At 55.3% G+C, this 14030-nt stretch carries 9 protein-coding genes; 5 read left to right on the forward strand and 4 right to left on the reverse strand.

Annotated features, from left to right (window positions below):
* The first annotated feature begins 16 nt into the window (after nucleotides 1-16).
* On the forward strand, nucleotides 17-2782 hold the full coding sequence (locus NQT62_RS12510; RefSeq protein ID WP_256765057.1) for a phosphoenolpyruvate carboxylase: 2766 nt from the start codon (nucleotides 17-19) through the stop codon (nucleotides 2780-2782).
* A 26-nt stretch (nucleotides 2783-2808) separates the two neighbouring features.
* On the opposite strand, the gene NQT62_RS12515 is transcribed toward NQT62_RS12510, so the two are convergent.
* On the reverse strand, nucleotides 2809-4314 hold the full coding sequence (locus tag NQT62_RS12515; protein WP_256765058.1) for an amidase: 1506 nt from the start codon (nucleotides 4312-4314) through the stop codon (nucleotides 2809-2811).
* 126 nt (nucleotides 4315-4440) lie between these two features.
* Between NQT62_RS12515 and NQT62_RS12520 the strand changes: the two genes are divergently transcribed.
* Nucleotides 4441-4929: a hypothetical protein gene (locus NQT62_RS12520; RefSeq protein WP_256765059.1), complete on the forward strand. Its 489-nt coding sequence runs from the start codon at nucleotides 4441-4443 to the stop codon at nucleotides 4927-4929.
* A 79-nt stretch (nucleotides 4930-5008) separates the two neighbouring features.
* On the opposite strand, the gene acnB is transcribed toward NQT62_RS12520, so the two are convergent.
* Together acnB and NQT62_RS12530 are read right to left on the reverse strand one after the other, a co-directional pair.
* Nucleotides 5009-7600 carry a bifunctional aconitate hydratase 2/2-methylisocitrate dehydratase gene (gene acnB, locus NQT62_RS12525; RefSeq protein ID WP_256765060.1) on the reverse strand — a complete coding sequence of 864 codons (2592 nt, stop codon included), beginning with the start codon at nucleotides 7598-7600 and terminating at the stop codon, nucleotides 5009-5011.
* A gap of 211 nt (nucleotides 7601-7811) precedes the next feature.
* Nucleotides 7812-8828: a helix-turn-helix domain-containing protein gene (locus NQT62_RS12530; RefSeq protein ID WP_256765061.1), complete on the reverse strand. Its 1017-nt coding sequence runs from the start codon at nucleotides 8826-8828 to the stop codon at nucleotides 7812-7814.
* 113 nt (nucleotides 8829-8941) lie between these two features.
* Between NQT62_RS12530 and NQT62_RS12535 the strand changes: the two genes are divergently transcribed.
* The 3 genes from NQT62_RS12535 (at nucleotide 8942) to NQT62_RS12545 (ending at nucleotide 12360) form a co-directional block, all read left to right on the forward strand.
* Nucleotides 8942-9952: an alpha/beta fold hydrolase gene (locus tag NQT62_RS12535; protein ID WP_256765062.1), complete on the forward strand. Its 1011-nt coding sequence runs from the start codon at nucleotides 8942-8944 to the stop codon at nucleotides 9950-9952.
* A 164-nt stretch (nucleotides 9953-10116) separates the two neighbouring features.
* On the forward strand, nucleotides 10117-11067 hold the full coding sequence (locus tag NQT62_RS12540; protein ID WP_256765063.1) for a sterol desaturase family protein: 951 nt from the start codon (nucleotides 10117-10119) through the stop codon (nucleotides 11065-11067).
* A 48-nt stretch (nucleotides 11068-11115) separates the two neighbouring features.
* Nucleotides 11116-12360 (forward strand): DUF2863 family protein, encoded by a 1245-nt coding sequence (locus tag NQT62_RS12545; protein WP_256765064.1) that lies wholly within the window; start codon nucleotides 11116-11118, stop codon nucleotides 12358-12360.
* Here NQT62_RS12545 and NQT62_RS12550 read toward each other — a convergent pair.
* Nucleotides 12357-13982 (reverse strand): ABC transporter permease, encoded by a 1626-nt coding sequence (locus tag NQT62_RS12550; protein ID WP_256765065.1) that lies wholly within the window; start codon nucleotides 13980-13982, stop codon nucleotides 12357-12359. The two genes, NQT62_RS12545 and NQT62_RS12550, sit on opposite strands and share 4 nt — an antisense overlap.
* Nucleotides 13983-14030 lie beyond the last annotated feature (48 nt).

Here is a 14030-nt window from a genome sequence, read left to right on the forward strand (position 1 = left end):
CCAAGGGAGATCCAGCATGCCGGTATCCGCCTTTCACCCAACCGTCTCATCCAGTCGTTCAGCCAACCCATGGGTCGATGAAAACCCCGTGGGACAAAACCCAGTGAACAGCGGTCAACAATCCACCATGCTGGACACGCATTCGCTGAGCCATCAGTGCCTGCCCTTGTTCAAACAAAAAGCATGGGCCGAGGGCCTGTCCTGCGGTTTAAATGACACCGACATGGAGACACTGCGATCGACACTGGAGACACTCGAACACCTAGACACACAGGGGGACCAGCCTTTCCCTGAGTCTCTCATGCGCGCATTGCAGACATCGCCCAAGGTACTCGAGCTGGCGCTAAAAACCGTCAACAGCCAATTGCTGGTGAAGCTGGTGGCCGAACAGCACATCAAAGCGCAGCGCTTGAACGGACCAGCAAAGCTCCAGCGTGGGCTCACCACATTTTCAGAACACAGCACCAGCACAGACTCTGTGAACAGCTTAGAACAAGTGATGGTGCGCCCAGTGATCACCGGACATCCCACCTCATTGAACAAACCCGAGGCGATTCAATCGGCGTTGACGCGCATTGAATCCATGGACCTGTTGCCCGGTGAAATTGCGCAACTGTGTGATGAAGTGTGGGCGGGCCAGGGTCAACGTACGCAAAAACCCACCGTGCAGCAAGAGGCAGCTTATTTTCAGCCCATGGTCAAAGCACTGCTTAACAGCAGCCACAAAATTCACAAACTGGTGCATAAAACCACGGACAACCTCGGCATGGCGGCACCAACAAAAAATTTGTTCGAGCTGGGGAACTGGGTTGCTGGCGACCGGGACGGTAACCCGACCATTTCAGCAAGCGATTTAATGAATGTGGTGAGCCAGTACAGCCGGGCTGCTTTTGATTTTTACCTCAAGAAACTGAATGGCACCGACGCCGACGGCGAGTATCAACGCCCCAGCAGCCTGCGTGTCCTGTTGACTGCAGCAGGACAGGAGAGCCGCCTGAACGCGTTGATTGATCAGGTCCGCAACACCGATTACCGGCTGAATGATCCCGACAAATTCGATCCGCAGAAACCGCATTTTCAGTCGGCCCGGGCCTTGGATGCGGCACTCCAGGATTTCGACTTGAGCACCTTGGACATGGAGGATCAGAGTCGGGCTCAATCCAAATTGCTTCGCCTGTCGCAGGACATCCAAACCATGGGATTTTTTGGGACCACCACTGACATTCGGCAAAACAGCGCCATGAACCAAAAAACAGTGGCCGAAATCTTGAAGCAGAACAATGTGGAAGCCAACTATTTAAACCTGACGGAGGAGGAGCGTTGCCATGTCTTGCTAACAGCGCTGGATGAATCCAACCGGCTGGATGCGCCACTGAACACTACCCTGAGTACATCGGACTTTGCCTCCGAAATGGCCTTGATTAAAGCGTACAAAGCGATTCAAGACCAATATGGTGAAGGCGCTTTGAAAAACTGCATCACGGCCAACTCGGAGAGCGCCAGCGACATGCTGGAAGTGATGCTCTTGCTCAAGGTGGCGGGCCTGATTGATCAGAGGGGTTTGCACATGAATGTGATGCCACTGATTGAAACCGTGGATGACCTGAAACATGCAGAGCCCATGCTGAAACAGGTCTTGAACATGCCGTGGTACACAGACCGACTGCCGCTGGCCAATCCCAATGATCCGGACAGTCCGCGTGTTCAGCACGTGATGGTGGGCTATTCAGACAGCAACCGCCTGGATGGCCCATTGGCATCGAGCTGGGCTGTGCACAAAGCGGTAACCTCGATGACCCGGCTGGCCAAGCAACACGGACTTGCGTTGCAGGTGTTTCATGGCAGAGGCGGCACAGAGGCGCGTGGCTCGGGACATTCCTATGAACAGGACATTGAGTACCTGAATGGTGAAAGTCTGGCCATGGGGCTTCGACAAACCGAACAGGGTGAAGAAGTGCCGTTGAAATTCGGCAACAGGGCACTGTCAACGGCCAACTTGATGGACATGCTGGGCACGACCTTGCGTGTGGCCAGCAAAGGCGCAGACCAGGGGGTTGATCAATTCAAAGCAGTGATGGACTCTTTGGCCGATACCGCCAATCAGCGTTACAAACAGTTGTACGAACATCCGCAGTTGGCCCATTTCTTTCGGAAAACCACACCGATTCAGTACATGGGGCTGTCGAATGCAGGCAGTCGCCCTGCCTCCAGGAAAGTGGCCAACAATGATCAGGAATATCTAGAGCAAATGCGTGCCATTCCCTGGACTGCAGCGTGGTACCAAAGCGGCAGCATGATGCCCGCATACTTTGGCACCGGAACGGCGTTGGCTGCGCATGTGGGGCTGAACCCCGGTGGTGGCCGGTTCAACGACGGCAAGCTACAGGAACTGAAAACCCTGTATCAACAATGGCCATTTTTCAAAAACCTCATCGACCGCACGGACATGGCTTTGCACAAAAGTGACATGGCCATGGCACGGAACTATGCAGACCTGGAACCATCTGCTCGGGAGGTTTTTGAACTGATCGACCAGGAGCACCAGCTTGCGAGTACCATGGTAGGACTCATCAAGGAACCACAAACCAGTTCAGCCGAGGAATTGCATGCCAAACAGGCGGTTGACGATCGTGCACCCTTGCGGCGCTGGGCCCAGCAGGTTCAAGTGGGCTTGCTGAAGCAGTTCAACCAGACAACAAACCATGAACGGCTCGAACCCTTGAAACCCCTGCTGGTGATGAGCATGCAAGCCAACGCCAACGGCGTTGGCCGGTTCGGTTAAGTCATTCAGGCTGCCAGCCCACGCAGTCAAGCTGAATGGCTGGCATGAATGGGTGCTCGGCGGTCAAACCAGGGTTTTGCTTGCTCAAGCTGGGCAGCGAGGTTGAACAGGACATCCTCCTCGCCCCAGCGTCCAGTAAACATCATTCCAACAGGAATATGTTGAGCATTCCAGTGCAACGGAACACTCATGGATGGCTGACCGGTGACATTGGCAGGAATCGTTTGGGAGCAGTAGTTATAAATTCTTCGCCCAGCCTTGAGCACAAAGTCTTTTTGCTTGGCGATAAAACCAATGGGCAAATAAGCAAGTGCCTTCAATTCAATCAACTCTTGGGACGTGGGGCGCAACCCACCCACATGAATCGGCAGGTCCCCCAAAGTGCTTGTCAACAACGCGTCATAGGGCTCAAAGTAAGTCATCCATTGTCGGCTGAACTGGTCCAGGGTCCACAACGCTTGTGCAACGTCTCCCCCCGAAAAACTTTTCCCCAACTTGGCCAAAGCCCAAGTTCTGGCCTCAAAATCGGCAGCTTTGGCGGTTTTTCCCATCAGGCGCTCCCCTTGCGCAACAGTTGCAGCCATTTCCGAACAAATCAGCACACTGTAGGCGTAGATGAATTCCTCGCGTTGAATGGGAAGCTTCACCTCCTCGCACACATGTCCGAGGCTCTCGAGCAACTTGACCGTGTCCAACACACCTTGTTTGCAATCGGGATGGAGGGTTTCTCCCAGCGCGGGATCGGTTGAGTAGGCGATACGAAGTTTCTTGGGTTTGCGCTCCAGCGCAGACGCGTAGCTGTGGGCCGGCGGGGCAACCCGCATCAACTGGCCGGGATAATTGCCCTGAATCGCATCCAGCATGTGCGCGGAGTCGCGCACACTTCGCGAAATCACATGCTCAGCAATAAATCCAAACCAGCCATCGGCTTGATCGGGACCGGAAGGCACCCGACCGCGAGTCGGCTTTAAACCAAACAAACCGCAGCATGATGCGGGAATACGGATAGAGCCGCCACCATCACTGGCGCTGGCCATGGGAACAATACCAGCCGCCACAGCGGCAGCGGCCCCGCCGCTGGACCCGCCGGGGCTGCGCAAAGGATCCCAGGGATTTCGGCTTGGTCCAGAAAGTTCTGGCTCGGTGGATGGCGTGATACCAAACTCTGGCGTGTTGGTTTTGCCGAAAATATTCAAGCCAGCCCGCTTGAACCGTTTGACGTATTCAGAATCCTCGGCAGGCACAAAACCTTGATAAAAACGGCTGCCATTGCTCATTTCAACGCCGGCAAAGCTGGCAATCAGGTCCTTGAGCAGAAATGGCACACCCGCAAAAGGACCATCGAAGGCCCCCTCCCCCCGTTTGCGGGATATGTCATACATCGGACGGATCACTGCGTTAATTCGGGGGTTCACACGTTCCGTGCGCGCAATGCTCTCTTCGAGCAACTCTAAAGGGTTAACCTGCCCAGCCTGAACCAACTGGGCTAAACCCAATGCGTCGTACTGATCGAACTCTTTGAAACCCGCCATGGTGCTCTGTCTCCTCGGTGTTTTTGATGCTGCAACTGCAGTGGTTTCGTTGTGCTTTTCTAACCACCTGTCAGGGGGAATGTTAACCCAGTCAGGTAATACAAAAATTGGGGGAGTTTGGAGACAATGCGTGAAACTTTACCTTACATTGAGAAATTCGCTTTGATGCACTCAGCCACATCCACCTGTGTCGTCTTGTCCGACTATCCCATCAAGGCCATGGGTTATCTGAAATTTTTGGCCAGTCTGGGTGAATTCAAGGTGACCGTGCTGGATGCCCTGCCTGAGTTCATCTCCGACGAAGTCGAGCGGGCTAAACTGGTGGTGGTGGACATGAACTGGGCCACGGCCGAACAGGACTTGGGGCTTGAACGGGCGCTGAATACCTTTCCGAATGCCAATGTGCTGTTCATGCAAGAAGACCACACGGACCTTCGGGTGTATTTTGAAAACAACCGGGACATTTGTCTGCTGGGCAAACAGGCCTCTTTGAGTTTGACCAAATCGCTGCTCAGTGCCCTGCTGCTGCACGCCAATGAGGAACTGGGACGACCTGAACGTTCATCCATTCGGTTGGCGCAAGAATTTGATGAGATCCTGAGCCGCGCGAATTAAGGCCAGCCTATTGCTGCATCAAAAAAAAGCCCTCCTTGCGGAGGGCTTTTTTGCTGGAATCAAACCAGGCTGAAGCCGATCAGGCTGCCAGCTTGGCGGTTGCAGCCACGTCCACGAACTCTTTGATTTGGTCGAAGTTCATGTAGCGGTATACATCGTTGGACACTGCGCCCAACATCTTCACTTGCTCCATGTACTCTTCCACGGTCGGGATTTTGCCCAACAAGGCACACACAGCAGCCAGTTCGGCCGAGCTGAGGTACACGCGGGTGTCGATACCCAAACGGTTCGGGAAGTTACGGGTCGACGTGGACACGGCCGTGGAACCCTTGCGGATTTGTGCCTGGTTACCCATGCACAGTGAACAACCCGGCATTTCCATGCGAGCACCGGTGCGACCCAAAATGCCGTAGTAGCCTTCCTCGGTGAGGATGTGTTGGTCCATCTTCGTGGGCGGGGCAATCCACAAACGGGTTGGAATGTCGCTCTTGCCTTCCAGCACCTTGCCGGCTGCACGGAAGTGTCCAATGTTGGTCATGCAAGAACCAATGAACACCTCGTCGATCTTGTCGCCAGCCACTTCAGACAGGAATTTCACGTCATCCGGGTCGTTGGGGCAAGCCAGGATGGGCTCCTTGATGTCTTTGAGGTCAATCTCGATGACTGCAGCGTATTCAGCATCGGCATCGCCCTTCAGCAACTCAGGATTGGCAATCCAGTCTTCCATGGCCTTGATGCGGCGTGTCAAGGTCCTTGCATCCTGATAGCCCTGCGCAATCATCCACTTCATCAGTGTGATGTTGGAGCGCATGTATTCGATGATGGGCTCTTTGTCCAGGTGCACGGTACAACCGGCGGCAGAACGCTCCGCAGATGCATCGGACAACTCAAATGCCTGCTCGACCTTCAGCTGTGGCAGACCTTCGATTTCCAGAATGCGGCCCGAGAAGATGTTCTTCTTGCCTTTCTTTTCAACGGTCAGCAAGCCTGCCTTGATGGCGTACAACGGAATGGCGTTGACCAGGTCACGCAGGGTGACACCGGGTTGCATTTCACCTTTGAAGCGCACCAGCACCGACTCGGGCATGTCCAGGGGCATCACACCCGTGGCAGCTGCAAACGCCACAAGGCCAGAACCTGCGGGGAAGGAAATACCGATCGGAAAACGGGTGTGGGAGTCGCCGCCAGTGCCTACCGTGTCGGGCATCAGCAAACGGTTCAACCAGGAGTGAATAACGCCGTCACCGGGACGCAGGGCAACACCGCCACGGTTTTCGATGAACTCTGGCAAATCGTGGTGCATTTTCACGTCCACGGGCTTGGGGTAAGCCGCTGTGTGGCAAAAGGACTGCATCACCAGGTCGGCCGAGAAGCCGAGGCAAGCCAGGTCTTTCAGCTCGTCGCGGGTCATGGGGCCTGTGGTGTCTTGGGAACCCACGGTGGTCATGTGGGGTTCGCAGTAAACACCGGGGCGAACGCCCTGCCCTTTGGGCAAACCACAAGCCTTGCCAACCATTTTTTGGGCCAGCGAGAAGCCTTTGCCACTGTCGTTTTTGGCCGAGGGGCGACGGAACACAGGGCTGGGCTCCAGACCCAGTGCAGCGCGCGCACGGTCGGTAAGACCACGACCAATAATCAGCGGAATGCGGCCACCGGCACGCACTTCGTCGAACAACACATCGGTTTTCACCTGGAATTCAGAAATCACGGCGCCGTTTTTCAGAACCTTGCCTTCCATGGGACGCAACTCGATTTCGTCGCCCATCTCCATTTGGCTCACGTCCAACTCAATGGGCAACGCACCGGCGTCTTCCATGGTGTTGAAGAAGATCGGCGCAATTTTGCTGCCCAGGCAGTAGCCGCCGAAGCGCTTGTTGGGAATGAACGGGATGTCATCGCCGGTGAACCACAACACGCTGTTGGTGGCGGACTTGCGGGAAGAGCCGGTACCGACCACGTCGCCCACATAAGCGATGGGGTTGCCTTTCTTCTGCAATTCAGCCAATTGCTGGATGGGACCGACTTTGCCAGGCTCATCGGGGTTGATGCCAGGGCGTGGGTTCTTCAACATCGCCAGGGCGTGCAACGGAATATCGGGACGGCTCCAGGCATCGGGTGCTGGGGACAGGTCGTCGGTGTTGGTCTCGCCAGACACCTTGAACACGGTCAACTTGATGGATGCGGGCACTTCGGGGCGGCTGGTGAACCACTCGGCATCGGCCCAGCTCTGCATCACGCGCTTGGCGTTGGCATTGCCTTTGTCGGCCAGGTTTTTCACGTCGTGGAAGTAGTCAAACATCAGCAGTGTTTTGGACAGAGCAGCAGCGGCAGCCTCGCCCACTTCAGCATCACCCAAAGCATCAATCAGGGGCTTGATGTTGAAACCACCGAGCATGGTACCGAGCAGTTCGACTGCTTTGAGGCGGGATACCAGACCGCATTGGTCGGCACCGCTCACGATGGCGGCCAGGAAGGCAGCTTTGACTTTGGCGGCATCATCCACGCCGGCAGGAACACGGTTGGTCAGTAGGTCCATCAGGAAGGCTTCTTCGCCTGCGGGTGGATTCTTCAACAGAGCGATCAAACCGTTGGTTTGCTCAGCAGACAGTGGCAGTGGAGGAATGCCCAACGCGGCGCGTTCGGCCACGTGTTGGCGATAGGACTCAAGCATGAGAACTCCCTTGATTGGGTGAAGGTCAATAGGAAACTGTGATTTTGAGCCAGTTCAACACCCGATACAAGTGCTGCACAGCAAAAACCGCAAGTCGATGGCGGCGCGAAACAGGGCGAGTTGGCTCAACAAGTCTTATATATGATATAGGACTTTGACCTCTTTTTACAGGCTTCAGAACCGATTGCACACTCGATTTTGCAGTGCGGGGTCAATGGCGGGATTTTTGATACTTGGCAGGGCTTTGTCCAACCGCTCGCTTGAATGCGTGGGTGAAGGCACTTTGGTCGTTGTAGCCCAAAAAACTCGCCAAATCAACCAAGCTCATGTCTTGCTTTTCAAGACAGTGCCGAGCCATCCGAATGCGAACCTTTTCCAGTTCGCCACGGAACGTCATGCCCTGTGATTGCAAATGACGCTGGAGCGTGCGCGCACTCATGCAGAGGCGCTTGGCCACTTCCTCCAACATGGGCAAGCCAGCCAACACACTGTCCTGAATGGCGCGCTGAAGGCCAGGCATGGCCTCGAGCTGCTCTGGTACCCTGGCCAACAACTGCTCGGCTTGCTGGTCCAACAATTGGCGCAAGGCTGCATCCGGTGATTTGAGCGACCACTGCAACACCGAGTCTGGCATGGCCACTTCAGTGTAGGGCTGATCAAACAGCACCGGGCAACCGAAAAAGCGTTCGAAGTAAGCCACGTTGACCGGTGGCGGATTCACAAAACAAACATGCGTTAGAGGAACCGGCTGATCAACCAGGCTACCGGTGAATGAAACCAATACCCCGATGGCGACTGAATCCACCCAATGGCCAGGTTTGCCTCGCTCGGCCCCCCACCGCAAACACAACAGCCCGCCATCGAACTGAACCTGCAGGGCATTCACGGAATAAATCAGGTGTTCAAACTGTTGCAGTCGGGCAAAGGCCTCGCCCAAGGTCGCACAACAGGACGCCATATAGCCCAGTAGCCCAGTGTTGGCGGTTTTTACGCTGGCGGCGACCCGAAGTGGCATGTCCGGGTCTTTCAACTGCTGGTCTACCCAAGCGAGCATGGGCTGCCAGTCGGCAACAGGGACCCGATTCAAGTCACCAGGCGAAGGCCGATCAAATGGGATTTGCCTCGCCAGGTCTGGATGGGCCAACTCAAGCCAATCAAACAGCAGATTGACGTAACTGGCTGAAATGTGGCCGAGATCAACCGGGATGGGGGGTGGTGTCAATGTCATCTGGGCGACAAACAGGCAAAGGGTGTCCGAATTTCAGCGGGAATGAAGTCTTCCCCAAGCGCAAGCCTGCTCTATGCTATCGCGTAAAGCAACCACCATACCGGAGACGCGCCATGAAAAAGTACACTGACAAAGCCCTGCACAACTTGCCTGGCCGACCACACGCCACCTTGGGATTGTGGCTGGGCCGATTGGCCTTGGGCGTTGCCATGGTCACAGGTGTAGCGGCGTGCAGTTTGAAACAACCCGAGGGCGAGATTCAGGGCCTGGCTGGTTTGGCCATCGCCGCTGAGCGCGCCTGGTGTGGTCTGGAACGACGTGAAGTCGATATCGACGGATTTAAAGTGCCTTATCTGACGGGTGGGCGGGGTGAGCCATTGGTGCTGATACACGGGTTTGGTGGCTCCAAAGACAACTTCAACCGATTTGCAAAGGAACTGAAGAATCACTTCACCGTTTACGCCATTGATGTGCCTGGCTTTGGTGGATCCACCCGCGTACCCGATGCAGACTATCGCATTAACACGCAAGCGGACCGTGTACATGCCATCCTGCAGAAGATTGGTCTAAACAAGGTACACATCGGTGGAAACTCGATGGGCGGCTGGATCTCCGGCGCCTATGCGGCCCGCTATCCCGACGCGGTGCGCTCCATCCTGTTTTTGGCGCCCGCTGGTTTGCAGGCTTCGAGAAAATCGGAGGTGCTGAAGACCTATGACACCACGGGAAAAATTGTACTGACCGCAGGCAACCGCGCGGAGTTTGACAATATTGTGGACACGGTGATGTACAAACGGCCGGCTTTTGCACCGGGTTTTGTGGTGAACGCCATGGCCGAACGTGCCATTCGAGATCAAGCATTGAACCAACGGATTTACAAAGACTTCAAGGCGCTGCCATCGGACCTGGCCAGCACATTGAAAGCATCCAGCTACAAAGGCCCAGCCATGATTGTGTGGGGTCAGAATGACCGGGTACTGCATGTGGATGGCGCTGCCGAACTGGCCGAAGGTTTGCCCCAGGCCAAGGTAATCCTGATGGACCAAACAGGCCATGTACCGATGATGGAAAAACCCAACGAGGTGGCTGCAGCGTATTTGGCGTGGGAGGCTGGGCTCAAGTGATGAGCCTGCGGCCGTCGTCACGGGGGTGAGCAAAAAGCGCCAACACAGTGCATCGAGATTCCATTTGGCGCGAAATCACAAAAAATAGTCCTGATTTCGCAAGAACAGTCGACCATTTCCCGCCACACTGCCAACATCAACACAACACCACGGGGAGACCCCACATGGAAGCGCTGATCCAGCAGGCATTGCCCACCATACATCTGTTTTTCGGTCCTGACCCGGACTGGAAACAGGTATTCCTCAGCATACTGACCCCACTGTTCCTGTTGGGCACTGCGGTCGAGTATCTGTACCTGAAAAAGGTTGGACGGTCTTTCTTTTTTAGAAAGCAAGAGGTCATGACCAACATGCTGCTGGGCGGCACTTACCAGGCCATGGAAGTGGTGTGGTATGCCTTGTTTGTCAGTGTGTTCATGGAGTGGCTGTACAGTTTTCGTGTGGCCACCATTGAGGTAACCCCACTGAATTTTCTCGGTCTGCTGTTTGGCATCGAGTTTTGTTATTACTGGTTTCACCGGGCCAGCCATCGCATTCGGTGGTTTTGGTGCGCCCACGTGGTTCATCACAGTGGCGAGAACATGACGACCACCACCGCCATGCGTCAAAGCCTTTTTTACGCCGTGAACCTGCACCAGATTTTCTGGGCGCCCATGCTCATCATCGGCTTCCCAGTGTGGGCCGTGTTGTTGGCCTATGGCGTGAATCTGGGTTACCAGTATTTCGTGCATACCCAAGCGGTGGACAAACTGCCCCGATGGTTTGAATTCGTGTTTAATACGCCATCCCATCACCGGGTTCACCATGGTCGAAACGCCGAATACATCGACAAGAATTACGGTGGTGTGCTGATTATTTGGGACCGTTTGTTCGGCACCTTTGAGCCGGAAGTTGCAGCGGTGGATTACGGCATTGTTCGCCAGCCCACAACCAACAACATCTGGACCCTGAACACACATGAATGGCGCGACATGTTCAGCGATGCGTTAAAACCTGGGCCACTGTGGCAACGCATCAAGCACATTTGGGCACCACCGGAGTGGGTACGCCCTGGCTTGGCAGATCAGTCCAACCTGCGAGACAAACCAACGCCAGCCGCCACCGCAAAAGCGTAAGCAGGACCATCTCGTACTACAATGGGTGGAACCCTACAGGAACCACCCATGCGCCGAAAACCGCTGAACACCGCCTCCCGCTCCAAGCTCTCCAAGTATGCCAAGCCACTGGCCAACCTGGCCATATTGCTGGCCGACGCGGGTAGCCGCCTGGAACGGCGATTCTGGAAAAAAAAGCTGTTTGCGGCATTGGCACCCATGCTGGAGAGCCGCAGCGACACCACGCTGGTTCAAACACTGGACCATCTGTACAGCACCAACTACCGCGCTTATGACGAACTGGCCTTTGCCATTGAAAACACGGTTGAATCGCCAGCCATCGGTGACGGTTCAGTCGATGTACTGTTGTTGGCTGCGCCCATTCTGGCTTGGTCAACCTACAACATTCCATCGGGCAAAATTGATGAATCAACGGTGGCCTTGTTCACCGAACTGTTGCACAAAAATGTACTGTCCGATCAGGCGCATCTGGTACTGACCAATATGCTGTTTAGCCCGGACCAGTTGCCGGAAAGCTATACATCTGCGGCTGAATTGGCGCGCCAATTGGGCCAGGCCGCCGTGGACAAGGTCATGGTTCGAATCGACACTGAAAACCTTCCGGCAACGCAGAGTTTCTTGTCAGATGTCCGCTACCTGATTGGAGCCATTGCAGTGCCCAACGGACAACCTGCTTTCAAATGGCAGGTGGAATCCCATAGCAATGGCGTGTTGCTCAGCAAAGAAGAAGTGCTGGAAAACTGGCGTGTGGTTGGAAGTCAGGCACTTCAGAAAATCATGCCCGGTTGCCTGCTGGAACTGATGCTGCCCAACGGGCTGTACAACGCTTGCCGTGAGGCGGAGAAAGAGGCACGGGCCTATTCGGTCAGAGCATCGGCCGCGTTCCTGGAGAGTGCACTGGACGTACCGCCTCAAAAAATCTGTGCCAGTGTGGGCGCTTTTGTGGACCGGGGCGAAATTGAGGAGTATCGGATTGGATTTTCACTGGAGGGCACTCCGGACGTGGTGCACGGTGTGGTGTGGCCGCTCATTGGCGAAGAATATGGCAATGAGCCCGATCCAGTGTACGAGCGAGACATTGAAAGCGAACCGGATAATCCTGTTATCCGTTCAAAGATTGAAGCCCTGCTGAAAGAAGTCGGTATCCGAAAGATCACTGTGCTGGAAGAACGCTTTCCGCTGGAATACTGCGAAGACTGTGGCTCACCCCTCTACCCCAATCCGGAAGGGGAACTGATGCATGCAGAATTGCCAGAAGACTCCGAACTGCCCAACACCATGCAGCTGCACTAGTGCCCGGTACCCGACTGCTGCTGGCGCGCGCCCTGGCGCATGAGCAGCAGAATGGGGACCAGGGCAACCAGAACAATCAACAATGAAGGCACGGCAGCCTCGGTCAAACGTTCATCGGCCGCAAACTGATACGCCTTCACAGCGAGCGTATCAAAATCAAACGGCCTCAATACCAAGGTGGCTGGCAATTCCTTCACCACATCCACCAACACCAGCAATACACCGGTGGCCAGAGGCCCTCTGAGAATGGGCAGGTGTACCTGCCACAGCACCTGTCGAGCAGTTCGCCCCAACACACGAGCAGACTCATCGATGTGCCGTGTGATTTGATTCAGACCGGCATCCACGGCCTGTAGGGCAGCCGATGTAAAACGGACGTTGTAGGCATACACCAGTGCGACCACACTACCGGTCAGTGCGGGCAGCGACCATCCCATCTCAAAAGTAAAGCGATCGACAAAAGCCAGTGGAAGAAGGATCGCAATCGCCAGAATGGCACCGGGCACCCCATAACCCAGCGCAACCAGACGGTGCACAGTTTGAATCCAGCGCTGTGGCTGCTGGCGCTTGAGATACGACAAAAACACGGCCAACACGAGCGACACGCCTGCGGCCGAAAAGCCCAGGATGGCTGAATGTTTGGCCCATGCCAAGCTGCGTGCCCAGTCAATTGAGGTGTCCACATGCTGCAACAACACAAGCAAAAACATCACTGGCAATACAAAACCAAGCAGGAAAGGCAGCGTGCACAGGGTCATCACCACCGCAGCCTGCAGCGGTTTCAATCGACTGCGTACCATGGTTTGCCCTTTGCCTGACTGGGTGTAAAACTGGGCACGGCCACGGGCTCGACCCTCAGCCACAATCAAACCGAGCATCATCAGCAACAACATCACGGATAGAAGGGCTGCAGAGGCCCGGTCACCCAGGTTTAACCAGGTGTTGAAAATGGCGGTGGTGAATGTTTGCACACCGAAATAGGCCAAGGCGCCAAACTCGGACAGGGCCTCCATCAACACCAACGCCAAACCAGCCACCCAGGCTGGGCGGGCCACTGGCAATGCCACCTGCAAGAAGGCGCGAGTGGCTGAGTATCCGAGCGATCGGGCCGCATCCATCAGTGAGGGGCTTCTGGCCAGAAAGGACGCACGCGCCAGGAGGTAGACATAGGGATAAAGCACAAAAGACAAGACCAGTATTGCACCAGTGAGCGACCGAATGTCAGGCATCCGGAATTGTAGTCCCAGCAGCGAGCGCAACAGGGTGGAGAAAAGGCCGGAAAACTGCAAGGCATCGGTGTACGCATAGGCAATCACGTAGGATGGCATGGCCAGCGGCAGAATCAGTAACCATTCAATCCAGCGCCGGCCTGGAAATTCGTGGGTGGTGATCCACCAAGCTGGCAATACACCCATGGTGCTGGTGAGAACCATGACACCCAAGGCAAGCCCCAGTGTTTGAAACAACAAACCAGGTAAGGTGGTGGACATCAGGTGCAGCAAGACGTCTGGCGCTGAGTAAAGCCCCACCAAGGCCATACCCGCCAGGCAACAGAACGGCAACAGCAACATGGCCGCCAGCAAACCCGCTGAAACCCGACTTCGAATACCCAATGTCAACAAACCAACCGCCTAAGCATGGCAAAATAGAAGTAATTATCATTTTACTTT

Source organism: Limnobacter humi (assembly GCF_024518835.1).
GTDB classification, from domain to species: domain Bacteria; phylum Pseudomonadota; class Gammaproteobacteria; order Burkholderiales; family Burkholderiaceae_B; genus Limnobacter; species Limnobacter humi.